Annotated in this window: 9 protein-coding genes and 1 pseudogene; 6 read left to right on the plus strand and 4 right to left on the minus strand. The window is 43.2% G+C overall.

What is annotated here, in order from left to right; all coding sequences use genetic code 11:
* Nucleotides 1-39: 39 nt before the first annotated feature.
* Entirely contained in the window at nucleotides 40-348 is a 309-nt protein-coding gene (locus ACFG4S_RS14735) for an RNA recognition motif domain-containing protein (protein ID WP_392535494.1), read from the minus strand.
* Between the two features lie 493 nt (nucleotides 349-841).
* On the opposite strand from ACFG4S_RS14735, the gene recA reads away from it, so the two are divergent.
* Nucleotides 842-1,921 (plus strand): recombinase RecA, encoded by a 1,080-nt coding sequence (gene recA, locus ACFG4S_RS14740; protein ID WP_392535495.1) that lies wholly within the window; start codon nucleotides 842-844, stop codon nucleotides 1,919-1,921.
* Nucleotides 1,922-2,002: 81 nt separating this feature from the next.
* Here recA and ACFG4S_RS14745 read toward each other — a convergent pair whose 3' ends face one another.
* The 3 genes from ACFG4S_RS14745 to ACFG4S_RS14755 form a co-directional block, all read right to left on the minus strand.
* Nucleotides 2,003-2,725, minus strand: a complete 723-nt coding sequence (locus ACFG4S_RS14745) for an FHA domain-containing protein (protein ID WP_392535496.1) — start codon at nucleotides 2,723-2,725, stop codon at nucleotides 2,003-2,005.
* An 853-nt stretch (nucleotides 2,726-3,578) separates the two neighbouring features.
* A complete protein-coding gene (locus ACFG4S_RS14750; protein ID WP_392535497.1) occupies nucleotides 3,579-5,180 on the minus strand; it encodes a pentapeptide repeat-containing protein in 1,602 nt (533 codons plus the stop codon).
* An 883-nt stretch (nucleotides 5,181-6,063) separates the two neighbouring features.
* The gene (locus ACFG4S_RS14755; protein ID WP_392535498.1) at nucleotides 6,064-6,186 is read right to left on the minus strand and encodes a hypothetical protein; all 123 of its coding nucleotides are present in this window, start codon (nucleotides 6,184-6,186) and stop codon (nucleotides 6,064-6,066) included.
* Nucleotides 6,187-6,504: 318 nt separating this feature from the next.
* Here ACFG4S_RS14755 and ACFG4S_RS14760 point away from each other — a divergent pair, with 318 nt between their 5' ends.
* From ACFG4S_RS14760 to ACFG4S_RS14780, 5 genes and pseudogenes are all read left to right on the plus strand, one after another.
* On the plus strand, nucleotides 6,505-13,170 hold the full coding sequence (locus ACFG4S_RS14760; RefSeq protein WP_392535499.1) for a HAMP domain-containing protein: 6,666 nt from the start codon (nucleotides 6,505-6,507) through the stop codon (nucleotides 13,168-13,170).
* Nucleotides 13,171-13,490: 320 nt separating this feature from the next.
* On the plus strand, nucleotides 13,491-13,835 hold the full coding sequence (locus ACFG4S_RS14765) for an ArsR/SmtB family transcription factor (protein ID WP_392535500.1): 345 nt from the start codon (nucleotides 13,491-13,493) through the stop codon (nucleotides 13,833-13,835).
* A 23-nt stretch (nucleotides 13,836-13,858) separates the two neighbouring features.
* Nucleotides 13,859-14,473, plus strand: coding sequence for a cation diffusion facilitator family transporter (locus tag ACFG4S_RS14770; RefSeq protein ID WP_392535501.1), 615 nt, complete (start codon nucleotides 13,859-13,861; stop codon nucleotides 14,471-14,473).
* A 150-nt stretch (nucleotides 14,474-14,623) separates the two neighbouring features.
* Nucleotides 14,624-14,893: pseudogene (locus tag ACFG4S_RS14775) on the plus strand (transposase); the annotation flags it as partial.
* A 146-nt stretch (nucleotides 14,894-15,039) separates the two neighbouring features.
* The gene (locus ACFG4S_RS14780; protein ID WP_392535502.1) at nucleotides 15,040-15,534 is read left to right on the plus strand and encodes a DUF6174 domain-containing protein; all 495 of its coding nucleotides are present in this window, start codon (nucleotides 15,040-15,042) and stop codon (nucleotides 15,532-15,534) included.
* Nucleotides 15,535-15,827 lie beyond the last annotated feature (293 nt).

A 15,827-nucleotide genomic window follows, 5' to 3' on the forward strand; every position in this document is an offset into this window, starting at 1 on the left:
TCAATCAAGACCTGAGATTTAAATTGTCGGTTTTAGAGCTTAATAGCGTCGGGAGTATCCTCCACCATCACCACCTCGTCTACCACCACCACCAGGAGGACGGTCAGTCTTAGGCTTGGCTTTATTAACCTTTAAGCTCCGACCCATCCACTCAGCACTATCAAGGGCTTCAATTGCTGCTTCTTCTTGTGCGTCTGATTCCATTTCTACAAAACCAAAACCTCTCACCCGACCTGTTTCGCGGTCTATGGGCAATTGAACATTTTTAACGGTTCCATATTCTGAAAAGACTTGCCTGAGGTCATCTTCTCTAACCTCATAAGATAGATTACCGACGTAAATTGACATAAAATGTCTCCAGAATCAGGGGAGTGTAGAGATTTATATCCGGAGAGGTCTGTAATACAAAAATATATAAAAACAAACTACACAGCCGAATTTAATCTTCCTTTGACACTTTAACATAAATTCAGAGGTAATGTTCCTAAGCAACACTATACTAGGACTTACTCATGGGGCATTGGGCATTGGTTGGGGAAATACTTAACTATCTGTTCTCGCAATCTTCCTGATGTCTCCCTATCGTGTATAAATAAGTCCTTCTGACTCCCTCAGACTTTCCCTTGCAAAGGTATGGTGTACAAAGTCTGAATGCAAGTTGGTATCATTGTGCAAGACTAGGCAAATTAGGTGGCGATCGAGTTACGATCTTGTCATACCCTTTTTTCATTAGACAAGTCCTATTCTAGAATTTTCTGGTTAAAATAGTATATCTGTTCTACTCAGACACGAAAACCAACACTCTTAAAACCATATATATTTAGAGGCATTAGAGGCAGGAATGGCTATCAACACCGATACTTCTGGCAAGCAAAAAGCGTTGAGTATGGTACTCAACCAAATTGAGCGCACCTTCGGTAAAGGAGCAATTATGCGCCTGGGGGATGCTACTCGGATGCGGGTGGAGACGATTTCCAGTGGGGCACTGACCCTAGATTTAGCATTGGGAGGCGGTTTACCTAAGGGGCGAGTGATTGAGATTTATGGGCCGGAAAGTTCTGGTAAAACCACGGTAGCATTACACGCCCTTGCTGAAGTCCAAAGAAATGGCGGGATTGCAGCCTTTGTTGATGCCGAACATGCCCTTGATCCCACCTACGCTGCGGCATTAGGTGTGGATATTGACAATTTGCTGATTTCCCAACCTGACACAGGCGAATCAGCTTTAGAAATTGTCGATCAGCTTGTTCGCTCTGCTGCCGTTGATATTGTAGTAATTGACTCAGTTGCGGCACTAGTTCCCCGTGCTGAAATTGAAGGCGATATGGGTGATGCTCACGTTGGGCTGCAAGCGCGGTTAATGAGCCAAGCCTTACGTAAAATTACTGGCAACATTGGTAAATCCGGTTGTACAGTAATTTTCATCAACCAGTTACGCCAAAAAATCGGTGTTACCTACGGTAGTCCAGAAACCACAACTGGCGGTAATGCATTGAAGTTTTACGCTTCTGTGCGCTTGGATATTCGCCGAATTCAAACCTTGAAGAAAGGCACAGATGAATTTGGTAACCGTGTGAAAGTTAAAGTTGCTAAAAATAAAGTAGCGCCACCTTTTAGAATCGCGGAATTCGATATTATTTTTGGTAAAGGTATTTCTACGTTGGGTTGTCTTGTTGACCTAGCAGAAGAAACTGGCATAATTATCCGCAAAGGAGCTTGGTACAGCTACAATGGCGATAATATCTCCCAAGGTCGAGATAATGCTATTAAGTATCTAGAAGAAAAGCCTGAATTTGCCGAACAAATTAAGCAACTTGTTAGAGAAAAGCTAGATAAAGGTGCAGTTGTTTCTGCTAATTCTGTAGCGAAGACCAGCGAAGATGAAGAGGAAGAAGAAATGGATTTAGAGCCAGAAGAATAGGCGATGTTGATGTACTAATCTTATATGGTGCGTTACAAAGATAGCTAACTAACGCACCTTTTGAATTTGTTAGCTGGGATTTTAGGGTTTTTGTCTGCTAAAAAAGCGGTCTAAAATTTCTGATTTCTGCTCGTAACTGAAGTTCTCATACCAATGTTCAAACTTATCAACTAGTCCAGAATTTCTCAAAATCTCTAAATTGTCATTTGGTTTTTCAATTAAAGATTTTTGTTTCTCACCAGGATAAGTAAGTATTTCTGCGTGAGTATCATTCTTACGATGTACAAGCTGCATCAATAACTCCATTGCTACAGTTGGCAAAACTCGGCAGGTATAATTCACGAAAAAGTCAAAAGTCATACTACCTAGACGGATGCGATCGCCATCTTTGAGCTTGATCGGCTGATTAGTACGTTCGCCATTCACGAACGAACCATTAGTACTGTTGAAATCAATTAAGTAGAAGCCTTGCCGCTCGATATATTGAATAGCAGCGTGGCGACGAGACATATGACTATCTGCAATGCAAATTCCACTGCTGCGATTACGACCTATTGTCCATATCTGTTGTGCTTGTAGCAAACTTTGGCTCTGATTGTCACCTAAGTTAGTCATTAAATAAACAGCATTAGTATCGACTACACCATGTACATAAGATGCCTTCACCCTCTTCAACGAGGGTGGATATAGGTTTTCTAGCTGAAGAATTTCATCTAGCAGACCGCTGTGGTGTTCATACAGCTTGAGGAATACTTGATATAAAGTTAATCGCCGTTCTATTTCGGTTTGTGCAAAGTCAGACATTGTTTATAAACCTTGTATTACCTGATTTCGGTTGTGAATATTTTGCTTCAGCCTACAATCAGGGATAAATTGTTTTTTCACTTTCCCTTGCAATCTGAGAAGTTGATTGGCTTAGGAAGGTTAGATTTCAGAACTTTTAAGTGTGATATTCCCTGTTGTTAGTAGCCATAAAAGTTATGACAATCTTTATAAAAAATTATGTGATAGTTTATTGTTTATTGTAAATAATTTTTTGCTATTTGTAACAGATATAAACCATAAAGATTTGATTAAGATTACCAACTTGTCTACGTATTTTTGCGATTTTTGATTATATAAATAACTGTTATAAATAGGTGAAAAAATATTATTTCTAGGTTTTCTCTAGAAATATCCTCACAGTAGTTCTACCACTAATAAATAAATCCAGTTGAGTTATATAGCAAGCCTAAACTGCATGAATATGGTGTTTTATCATGAATCATTTAGGATTGCTATATTTCCTTAAAGTGGGGAGCATCTCAAATGTGTAAAAACCTTGATAGCCCTCATCCTCTAACCCATTCTCCCAAATATGGGAGAAGGGAAACTAGAGTTATGTCTCCCCTCTCTCAAACATGGGAGAGGGGCTGGGGGTGAGGGAAAAGATTTAAGCAAAATTGGTATGCTCCCCTTAAAGTGAGCTTTAGACTGACAACTAAAGTTTTTAATTTCTACCCTAAGTAAATCAGTGGGAATTAAGTCAAATTATGTGATGCAACGTAAAAAGGCTTAAAATTCTTACTTAATAAATAATGGCACAAGACAAATGACGCAGTTTACCAGTTAGCTTTAATTCCGCCGACCTACTAAGACTTTTTTTGTAACTTTCAAATCACAACAAGCCTCGTTTACCATTAGGGCGCACAGTCATCCAATTTGTTTTTGCTAGTGCTAGCTGTTCGTCAGAAATTTTGGCATTAGTGAGATTGGCACCACATAGATTAGCTCCTCGCAGATTGGCATTGCTGAGATAAGCATTACTGAGGTCTGCACCTCGGAGATCTGCTGCTTCTAAATCAGCATGATTGAAGTATGCTTTGGTTAAATTAGCATCTTTGAGATTTGCTTTATTGAGACTGGCTCTACCAAAGTCACTGTTGTGTAGATTAGCTCCTTGAAGATTAGTTTTTTGTAATTGAGCGGAATGGAAATTTGTCCCTGATAATTCAGCGCCTTGGAGGTTCAGCAAACTTAAATTGTGTAGAGCAAAATCCCGTCTCCCTTTCATATAGGCTGTTAGTAAACTTTGGGTATCTAACTTGCGCTCAATTTTAGAATTTTGAATTTGGGAATTATTACTGTTACTGTTAACCAAAGTCGTTGATTTGGCAATTCCAGAAGGTTGGTGTAATCCACCCGCTTCGGCTGCTTTGGCTCGTCTGGCGCGAATTGCTGCTGCTACCTGTGCTACTCCTGCACTAGTAGCAGAAGGATTGCTAGATAAAACAGCAGAATCTTCTGTGTGGTTGTGTCCTCGTGCTTTCACTCCAGAATCAGTAGATTTAACTAGCAAACTCTGTGCCAAACTTTCTAAATATGGTTCTATTTCTAAGGCTCTGAGAACTTCTGTGGCTGACTGGTAGCGATTACGTACTGATACCTCTAGCATTTTCCGTAATACATTGCTTAAGTGGTCGCTGACCTGGACAAGCTGCTCCCACATTATTTCACCAGTTGTCGGATTGTAATCTAAATCTTTAGGAGTTTTGCTAGTCAGCAAATAAATACATGTTACCCCCAGTGCGTAGATATCACTGGCGTAGACTGGACGCATAGCCATTTGTTCTGGAGGTGCGAAACCAGGAGTACCAATAGCGTATGCAGTTAATGCCGTCTGTCCCGATTGATTTGCTGCTGCTTGGGTGACTTGATTTTTAACGGCGCCAAAGTCGATGAGTACCATTCTGGCATCTTGAGTACGGCGAATTAAGTTAGCTGGCTTAATATCTCGGTGAATTACCTTTTGCTCGTGAATGTATTGCAGCAATGGCAAAATCTCACTCAAGAATTGCTTAACTCCAGTTTCGCTTAAAATACCGTTAATTTTGACCTCCTCCTGCAAAGTATCACCACTAATGTATTCTTGAACTAAGTAAAATTGTTCATGATCTTCAAAATAGTCTAATAATCTTGGTACTTGGGGATGATTGCCAATCTTACCTAGAGTTTTAGCTTCTCGCTCAAAGAGTTCTCTCGCCATTTGTAAAACATGTGGCGAGCTTCCTGAGGGACGTAGTTGCTTGATTACGCAACTCGGTTCTCCTGGTAAGCCTTGATCGTTGGCTAAGAAGGTTGCTCCAAAGCCACCCTGACCTAATGGTTTGACCACCTGATAGCGATCGCGCAACAGTAGTTGCGAGCCACAAGACTGACACCTTTGGCTATATACCAAATTTTCTGGATTAGGACAGATAGGATTTAAGCAGTAGCTCATGCACTATCAACTCGCTGCACGAATAATCATAGGGAGTGTTTATACTCTGTTTCAATTATTTAGATCTAAATCAACTCTTACCAGGTAATTTTTGCTGGAAATCCTTTAAAGAGTTTCTAAAGTTTAACTGAGATTACGTAAACTTATCTGATTTTAAAGATAGCTTATTATACTTTAACTGTTAACTGATGTTTATACTAAGTTCTATGTGACCCTACACATTAATACTCTATCCTGAGGTGAATACTACCCCGACAACGCTAGAAGGTGCTGGAGCAAAAACAAAACCTGCCTAGCCTTTTCATTGGAGAGAGGCTTTGACTCTTATCTACGTATAAATACGGTAGTAGTAAACCTAGTAGTTCGCCAAGTTCACTTGGCGGGGTAAAGGGAAAGGGGGAAGGTGGGGCCCCCACGAAGTGGGGATAAGGGGCAGGGAGAAAGGTTTTAAATCCCTTACCCTTTCCGCTTTCCCCAGACCTCACAAGCGCATTTTTGGGTTGGCAGACTACTAAACGGAGGCTAATTTTTCCTGAAAAGTCTAATTTATTGAAAGTGGGGGGAACTCCACCCACAAGGCGATAGAGTTTTTTATTCTTTTCCTTGACTACTCAAAGTATCTGCTATGCTATAGCCCTAGCACATAGTATGTTTACTTAAGTGTTACTCTAAGTAGTCTGATATTTTTCGTGATTACGAATGACTTTGGCTATGAGTTTTTGCTAACTTTTCAACGTACTCCATTCTTCTACTAGTACAGCAAGCACGGCGGAAATAACCCAAGTATTAGATAGCCAACACTTGACCCTTAGATGTCTGCTTAAAAGGTTTAGCCATTGTTTGATTAAAATAGTCGATAAATTCAAGAATTTGAATTTTGAGGTCATCCTGACTTTTGAAGATGGCACGCTTGAGTAATTATGGTGCGATCGCCTCCCAAAGAATTCATCAGTTGTGCTAAAAAGTTACAATGCAGTTCAAAGACTCGTTCCGAAATACTATTCATCCGAATTTGCTAAATTATAGCTACAAATCATTTTCCCCCAGCCCTTCTGTTCCTATGCCCACATAAAATATTTGCTAGTTATCCATAACAGAGGACGACTAGCTATGATTAGCTAAGTGGTACGCCAGATACAACTTCAGCACTACCATGTAGTCAGCAGTATTTATAAATTGCTGACACCAGCACCCAAACAAATTTGTTTTATCGACTTTTTATTCCTTACTTTCTATTTTGATAATCATTAGCTGAAACTACCCTTAGCAGCTACGGGGTGCAAAAAATACAAAAAATTCTTCAATATTTATTAAGGATAAGGCTATGGCAACCGAACAGTTGACTAGAGACAGCGACAATCTAGATTTAAATCAGCTACTGAGAACACTGGCTGCTGTCAAGCAAGGTGACTTCTCGGCTCGGATGCCCTTAGACCATACTGGTATTGGCGGTAAAATTGCTGATACACTGAATAATATTATCGATCAAAATCAGCGAATGGCGGCGGAGCTACAGCGGATTGGTAATGTTGTCGGCAAAGAAGGAAAGATTGCTGAACGCGCCTCTTTAGGAGATGTTCGCGGTTCGTGGTCAGATTGCGTCACTTCTGTCAATACTTTAATTACAGATTTAGTCCAACCAACAGCCGAAACGACTCGCGTGATCCGATCTGTGGCTAATGGGGACTTATCGCAAACCATCGCTACAGAAATTGACGGCAGACCCCTGCAAGGTGAGTTTCTCCAAACTGCCAATATTGTCAACACAATGGTAGATCGCCTGGGTTCCTTTGCCAGCGAGGTAACAAGGGTCGCCCGTGAAGTGGGAACTGAAGGTAAACTCGGCGTTCAAGCCGAAGTGCAAGGTGTTGCTGGCACTTGGAAAGATTTGACAGACAACGTTAACTTGATGGCAGGTAATCTCACCGGACAAGTTCGTAATATTGCCGAAGTTGCTACTGCGATCGCCAATGGTGACTTATCCAAAAAAATCACTGTCGATGTCAAAGGCGAAATTCTGGAGTTGAAGAACACCGTTAACACAATGGTGGATCAGTTAAATTCATTTGCATCTGAGGTAACCAGAGTTGCCCGTGAGGTGGGAACTGAAGGCAAGTTAGGCGTCCAAGCCGAAGTTAAAGGAGTCGCAGGTACTTGGAAAGATCTCACTGACAACGTGAATTTAATGGCGGGTAATTTAACTGCCCAAGTCCGCAACATTGCCGAAGTCACCACAGCAGTAGCTAACGGCGACCTATCTAAAAAAATCACAGTCGATGTCAGAGGCGAAATTTTGGAGTTGAAAAACACCGTTAACATCATGGTGGATCAACTAAATTCCTTTGCATCAGAGGTGACAAGAGTTGCCCGTGAGGTGGGTGCAGAAGGTAAATTGGGCGGTCAAGCAGAAGTCCGGGGGGTAGCGGGTACCTGGAAGGATCTCACTGACAGCGTGAATTTCATGGCGGGAAGCTTAACGGCACAGGTGCGGAATATTGCCGAAGTCACCACGGCGGTAGCTAACGGCGATCTTTCCAAGAAAATCACTGTGGATGTGAAGGGCGAAATTCTTGAACTGAAGAACACGATCAACACGATGGTGGATCAACTAAATTCCTTTGCATCAGAAGTTACCAGAGTTGCCCGTGAGGTGGGAACCGAGGGTAAGTTGGGCGTCCAAGCCGAAGTTCGGGGAGTGGCGGGGACTTGGAAAGACTTGACGGACAACGTGAATTTAATGGCGGGTAATCTCACCGGACAAGTGCGAAATATTGCCGAAGTTGCTACAGCGATCGCCAATGGTGACCTCTCGAAAAAAATCACCGTGGATGTCAGAGGGGAAATTCTCGAACTGAAGAACACGATCAATATCATGGTGGATCAACTCAGTTCCTTTGCATCAGAAGTAACGCGGGTTGCCCGTGAGGTAGGCAGTGAAGGGAAACTCGGCGTGCAAGCAGATGTAAAAGGTGTAGCTGGCACTTGGAAGGATCTCACTGACAGCGTGAACTTTATGGCGGGAAGTTTAACAGCACAGGTGCGGAATATTGCCGAAGTGACAACAGCTGTAGCAACAGGTGACCTTTCCAAAAAAATCACCGTTGATGTCAAAGGGGAAATTCTCGAACTGAAAAACACGATCAACACGATGGTGGATCAGCTCAATTCCTTTGCAAGTGAAGTAACGCGGGTGGCGCGAGAGGTAGGTAGTGAAGGAAAACTGGGCGTCCAAGCAGAAGTGCGTGGGGTGGCTGGCACTTGGAAAGACTTAACCGACAGCGTGAACTTCATGGCGGGAAGCTTGACGGCACAGGTGCGAAACATTGCTGAAGTGACAACAGCAGTGGCAACAGGCGACCTTTCTAAGAAAATTACCGTCGATGTCAAAGGGGAAATTCTGGAACTGAAGAACACGATCAACACGATGGTGGATCAACTCAGTTCCTTTGCATCGGAAGTAACGCGGGTGGCGCGGGAGGTAGGAACCGAAGGAAAATTAGGTGTCCAAGCAGATGTAAAAGACGTTGCGGGCACTTGGAAAGACTTGACCGATAGCGTGAATTTTATGGCGGGAAGCTTGACAGCGCAGGTGCGGAACATTGCCGAAGTGACAACTGCGATCGCTAACGGCGACCTTTCTAAGAAAATTACTGTTGCTGTCAAAGGCGAAATTCTCGAGTTGAAAAACACGATCAATATCATGGTGGATCAACTCAACTCCTTTGCATCAGAAGTGACAAGGGTGGCGCGAGAGGTGGGAAGTGAAGGTAAACTGGGTGTCCAAGCAGATGTACGCGGTGTCGCTGGCACTTGGAAGGACTTAACTGACAGCGTGAACTTTATGGCGGGAAGTTTAACAGCACAGGTGCGAAACATTGCCGCCGTTACCACCGCTGTAGCTAACGGCGACTTATCTAAAAAAATCTCTGTTGATGTCAAAGGTGAAATTCTCGAACTGAAAAACACCGTCAACACAATGGTGGATCAACTCAATTCCTTTGCATCAGAAGTTACAAGAGTTGCTCGTGAGGTGGGAACCGAAGGAAAATTAGGCGTCCAAGCAGAAGTTAAGGGTGTAGCCGGCACTTGGAAGGACTTAACTGACAGTGTAAACTTCATGGCGGGAAGCTTGACGGCACAAGTCCGCAACATTGCCGAAGTGACCACAGCGGTCGCAAATGGCGACTTATCTAAAAAAATCACCGTCGATGTCAAAGGGGAAATTCAAGAACTCAAGAACACGATCAACACGATGGTGGATCAACTCAATTCCTTTGCATCAGAAGTTACAAGAGTTGCCCGTGAGGTGGGAACCGAAGGAAAATTAGGCGTCCAAGCCTACGTCAGAGGAGTTGCAGGTACCTGGAAAGATTTGACCGACAACGTGAACTCAATGGCGGGGAACCTCACCGGACAAGTCCGCAACATCGCCGAGGTTACCAAGGCGGTAGCGAATGGCGACCTCTCGAAGAAAATCACCGTCGATGCCAGAGGTGAAATTTTGGATTTGAAGAACACGACCAATACAATGGTCGATCAACTCAGTTCCTTTGCATCGGAAGTAACGCGGGTAGCGCGGGAGGTGGGAACCGAAGGGAAATTGGGCGGACAAGCCCAAGTCCAAGGAGTTGCAGGTACCTGGAAAGATTTAACCGACAACGTGAACTCAATGGCGGGGAATCTCACAGCCCAAGTGCGCGGTATTGCCAGAGTTGTAACCGCAGTTGCTAACGGTGACTTGAAACGGAAATTGATGTTAGATGCCAAGGGAGAAATTGAAACCTTGGCAGAGACAATTAATGAGATGATTGATACCCTAGCTACCTTTGCCAATCAGGTAACCACAGTAGCGCGAGAAGTGGGAATTGAAGGAAAGTTAGGCGGACAAGCCAAAGTACCTGGGGCGGCTGGGACTTGGAAAGACTTGACAGATAACGTTAACGAACTCGCTGCTACACTTACCACCCAGTTAAGAGCGATCGCGGAAGTAGCTACAGCCGTAACTAAAGGCGATTTAACCCGTTCCATCGCCGTGGAAGCACTGGGTGAAGTTGCCATCCTCAAAGACAACATCAACCAGATGATTGCCAATCTGCGGGAGACAACCCAGAAAAATACCGAACAAGACTGGTTGAAAACTAACTTAGCCAAGTTTACGCGAATGCTTCAAGGTCAGCGAGACTTGGAAACCGTATCTAAACTAATTCTCTCAGAACTGGCACCCTTGGTAGGAGCGCAACACGGCGTCTTCTTCCTGATGGAGTCTGGAGAAAATACCCCGTATTTGAAATTAATTAGTAGCTATGCTTACCGGGAACGCAGACATCTAGCTAACCGCTTCTTCTTGGGTGAAGGGTTGGTGGGACAATGCGCCCTAGAAAAAGAGCGAATTTTGATCACAGACGTACCAAGTGATTATGTCAGAATCTCTTCTGGACTAGGAGAAGCCACACCCTTAAATGCCGTCGTGCTACCCGTACTCTTTGAAGGACAAGTGACAGCAGTCATTGAATTAGCATCCTTCCGCCGCTTTAGCGAAATTCACTTGACATTCTTCGACCAACTTACCGAAAGTATCGCCATCGTCCTGAATACCATCGCCGCTTCCATGCGAACGGAAGAATTACTCAAGCAGTCGCAATCTTTAGCTGAAGAACTGCAAACCCAGCAAAATGAACTCCGAGAAACCAACAAACGCTTAGAACAACAAGCCCAATCACTCAAAACTTCTGAAGATTTACTCAAAGGACAGCAAGAAGAACTGCAACAAACCAACGCTGAATTAGAAGAAAAAGCAGAGTTGCTAGCTCAACAAAAGAAAGAAGTCGAGCGCAAAAACCGGGAAATCGAACAAGCAAGAAGGTCTTTGGAAGACAAGGCGGAACAACTAGCCCTCTCTTCCAAATACAAGTCAGAATTTCTCGCCAATATGTCCCACGAATTGCGGACACCACTGAACAGCTTACTAATTTTGGCGCAGCTGTTAACAGATAACCTTGAGGGTAACCTCAGCAAGAAACAAGTCGAATACAGCCAGACAATTTACTCAGCAGGTACTGATTTGTTGACGTTGATTAATGACATTCTCGATCTCGCCAAAATTGAATCTGGAACCATGTCAATTGATATGACCCAAATGCCCTTGGTAGATTTAGGCGAGCAGACTGACCGTACCTTCCGGCAAGTAGCTCAAAGCAAAGGACTTACGTTTGCAATTGAATTTATTCCCGAATTGCCCTCCACCATCTACACAGATGTCAAACGCTTACAACAGGTTTTGAAAAATCTCCTCTCCAACGCCTTTAAATTTACAGAGGAAGGAGAAGTCCGGTTGCGGGTTGCGGTAGTAAAACAGGGATGGAGTCCCGACAACGAAACTTTGAATCGCGCCGAGGTTGTCATTGCCTTCTCAGTCAGCGATACAGGCATTGGCATTGCCCCAGAAAAACAGAAAGTCATTTTTGAGGCATTTCAGCAAGCCGATGGCTCTACCAGTCGGAAATACGGCGGCACCGGATTGGGCTTATCAATTAGCCGCGAAATTGCCCGTCTCTTCGGCGGCGAAATTAAACTAATCAGTCAACCTGGTGAAGGTAGCACCTTTACATTCTATTTACCACAATTGAGTTCCGTTAGCGATAGCGGGGCGTTTAGCCCGTTTCGAGTTCCGAGTGCTGAGTCAACATCAAAACCACTCTCCACTTCCTACTCCTCACTCCTCACTCCCCACTCAGCACTCAGCACTCAGCACGGGCTAAACCTTAGCTATCCGCTAACAGCACTCATTAATGACGATCGCACTACAATTACCATTGGCGATCGCGTATTATTAATTGTCGAAGATGACGTTAACTTTGCCCGTATCCTTCTAGATATGGCGCAACAGCATGGATTCAAGGTGATAACTGCCCAAACTGGCACTACAGGCTTGATGCTCGCACAGCAATTTCTGCCTTCAGCTGTTTTGCTGGATATAAGATTACCAGAAATGGATGGGTGGACGGTATTAGATCGTCTCAAACATGACCCGAATACGCGCCACATTCCCATACATATCATGACTGTTGAGGAGGGAAGACAACGCGGTTTGCAATTAGGAGCGATCGCATATCTACAAAAGCCTTTAACTAGTGAGACAATCGCGGAAGCGTTGAACAAAATTAAAGGTTTTGTCGAACGCCAAGTGAAAAATTTACTCGTAGTCGAAGATGATGACACTCAACGTCATAGCATTGTGGAGTTAATTGGCAACAGCGATGTTGCTACCACTGCTGTAGCCACCGGTGCAGAAGCCTTAGAAGCCATCCGCACTCAGCATTTTGATTGTCTCGTCCTGGATTTAGGGTTACCAGACATGACTGGGTTTGAATTAATCGAGCAAATCAAACAAATACCTAACGGCAAAACTCTCCCAATTATTGTTTACACTGGTAGAGAAATTAGCAAAGCTCAAGAAACTGAATTGAGGCGGATTGCAGAGACAATCATCATTAAAGATGTGCGATCGCCCGAACGTCTCCTTGATGAAACAGCGTTATTTTTACACCGAGTCCAAGCAAATTTACCAGCACCGAAGCGACAAATACTTGAACAGCTGCATTCTCGAGACTACTTACTCGCTGGTAAAAAAGCCCTAATTGTAGACGATGATATGCGGAATATCTTTGCTCTAACAAGTATGCTGGAGCGTTATCAAATCCAGGTGTTATATGCTGAAAACGGCAGAGAAGGAATTAGCCTGTTAGAAAATACACCAGATATTGATGTGGTTTTAATGGACGTAATGATGCCAGAAATGGACGGTTACGAAACAACCCGCCAAATCCGCCAAAACAATCAGTTTCAGTCTTTGCCGATTATTGCACTCACTGCTAAAGCCATGCAAGGCGATCGCGAAAAGTGTATTGAAGCAGGTGCATCAGACTATATCACCAAACCCGTAGATACCGAACAATTGCTTTCACTCCTGCGTGTTTGGCTATATCGTTAAAGAATAATTCGATAATGACTGAAAACCCGTCAACAAACAGTCAACGACCATCAAGAGTGTTTATATAATTTAGACGCATATTAGCTTCTGACTGCGATCGATTACTGTACCGTAAGAGAATGTTTCAAAAGCGAATGGATGGGTAAAAAAGCGCTCTTGGCATAACTACAGCTTATGCGCGCTCGTGCTTCTTGGTGTGGCGGTAGCTTGAAGTTTGTCTGATGCTGCTCACGTAAGGGTATAAATAAGCTTTCAAGTGTTTATATATCATTATTTGCTGATATGATGATATAAAAGAGCTTTGTATTGAAACTAAGCATATGATTCTCTCTGCTCAATCCCAGTCCACTCGCTTGAAAGCAAAACTCTTACGTGGGTTTTCTGATTCGTCACGATTGGCAATTTTGGACGTGCTGCGATCGCGTCCAATGACCGTGAGTGAAATTGTTGAAGCAACCGGGCTATCGCAATCTAACACCTCAAACCACTTGGGCTGTCTCCGTGATTGTGGTTTGGTAAACACCCTACAGCAAGGACGGTACACGAGCTATCAACTCGCCGATCCACGAGTTGCTGAGATATTGGAAATGGTCGATGAGTTACTGGCTGATGTAGCAAAAGGAGTTTATGAATGTACCCGCTACAACTGCTCAAAGAACGAATAACAACAAGCTAATCAGGAGGCACAATGTCAGACTGTGGATGTCACATGGAAGCGAAGAACGCAGCGGAGCGTAAAACGCTGCGAATTCTGTTATTTATTAATGGCACAATGTTTGTCGTCGGAATTGTGGCAGGAGTTTTAGCGCATTCAACTGCCCTAGTTGCAGACTCATTAGATATGTTTGCAGATGCTTCGGTTTACGCGATGTCGCTTTATGCAGTTGGCAAATCGGCGCATCACAAGAATCGTGCAGCGACTCTAAGTGGTATTTTTCAGATCGCGTTAGCCGTGATGGTTGTCGTCGATGTGATTCGACGGTTTGTTTGGGGGGAGAGTTCACCGGAATCAGGCTGGATGATGGGAATTGCTCTCTTGGCGCTGATTGCTAACAGTTATGGTTTGTACCTTCTCTCAAAGCATCGTAAGGGTGAGGTACATATGCGGGCAAGTTGGATATTTACGCAGAATGATGTAATTGCAAATTTCAGTGTGATCGTCGCAGGTTTGCTAGTCACTCTATTCAATTCTCGGTTTCCCGATTTAATTGTTGGATTTGGAATCGCAAGCCTAGTTCTTTGGGGTGGAATCAGTATTATTCGAGATGCACAATGCGACAGAACGAAGCAACAACCGCTGTAGCAATATCGCTTAAGAGGTTTTGCAGCAGCGATTTGAACGTTTCTCGCTTCGTTTTAGTTCTCTCATCGCCGAAGTCGAGACATAGAAACAGTACCGAAGATAGCTATGAGTAAAGTGTACTCCAGCAACTTGACCCTGGAACAATGAGAATTGATTGAACCTTTAATTCCACCTGCCAAATTTGGGGGTCGTCCTCGGAAGGTTGAGGTGTGGGATGTCCTGAATGCGATCTTTCTTTTACCTGTTAACCTAAGGCCGTACTTGGCATGACTTACCTGGAGATTTACCACCTAGACCGTGTATCGCTACTTGTGTACGTGGCGTAAAGACGGAAATTTACTGAGGCTACATAACCGACTTAGAGCCTGGGTTAGAGTTAGCCACAACCGAGCGGTGAGTCCGTCTGAAGCTGATTCGGATCGCAATCAGATGTTTGGCATAAAATTTGACCTCTCATCACTTCTGAAATGTCCTCTTAGGATACAGGTATTTAATCAAAATATAAAGTATATTTAAAGACTTAATGAATTAATATATTTAAGGTTTTGACAATTTCATGGATTCATATGCGCCTAGCTCTTATTATCAGTACCAGCTTGTTGCTATCTGTAGGTCTTAACCTACCAGCAATCTCCCAAACTCCCATACAAGTAGCACACTGTCCAGAGACTAATAATTTAAATCTAAGACGATTAAATTTTAATCGCCGTTTGTGGAATCAGCAAAATATTTCTAACTATCGCTATACATTTAGCAATGGTTGTTTTTGTACACCAGAAGCTAGAGGACCAGTAGTAATTGAAGTACGTAATGGTAAAATCAAAATCACTTCTGTAGCTACAGGTAAACCAGTTGAAAATCCACAATTCTTTGAAAACTACAACACAATTCCTAAGCTTTTTAATGTAATTCAAGATGCTATCAACCGTAAAGCCTACAACCTCGATTTAGAGTACAGTCCTAAACTTGGCTATCCAACCAAAATTAATATCGATTACAATAGTCAAATAGCTGACGAAGAAATATATCTCACCATTGAGAATTTTGAGGAAATTAAATAGATACTATCGGAATCCAATTTGATTCCTTAACTTCACGTAACTAAAAAGAAGGGTAACGTACTAAGTCCAGAACCATACATACTCACTAGGTTATCCCAAAAAGGCGATCGCACTGCGATCGCCTTTTTTATCTAGAAAGGCAGTATTTGCTGCAATACTCTTGTCGGTTAAGGGGAAAAGGGGAAAGGGAAAGGGGAAAGAAAAAACCTTTAACCTTTACCCTTTAACCTTTACCCTTTAACCTTTACCCCAAACCCAATTCCGAGTTAAAATGCAAAACCCGAGCAGTATTG

The sequence above is a fragment of the Nostoc sp. C117 genome, from assembly GCF_043099735.1.
Lineage (GTDB): Bacteria > Cyanobacteriota > Cyanobacteriia > Cyanobacteriales > Nostocaceae > Nostoc.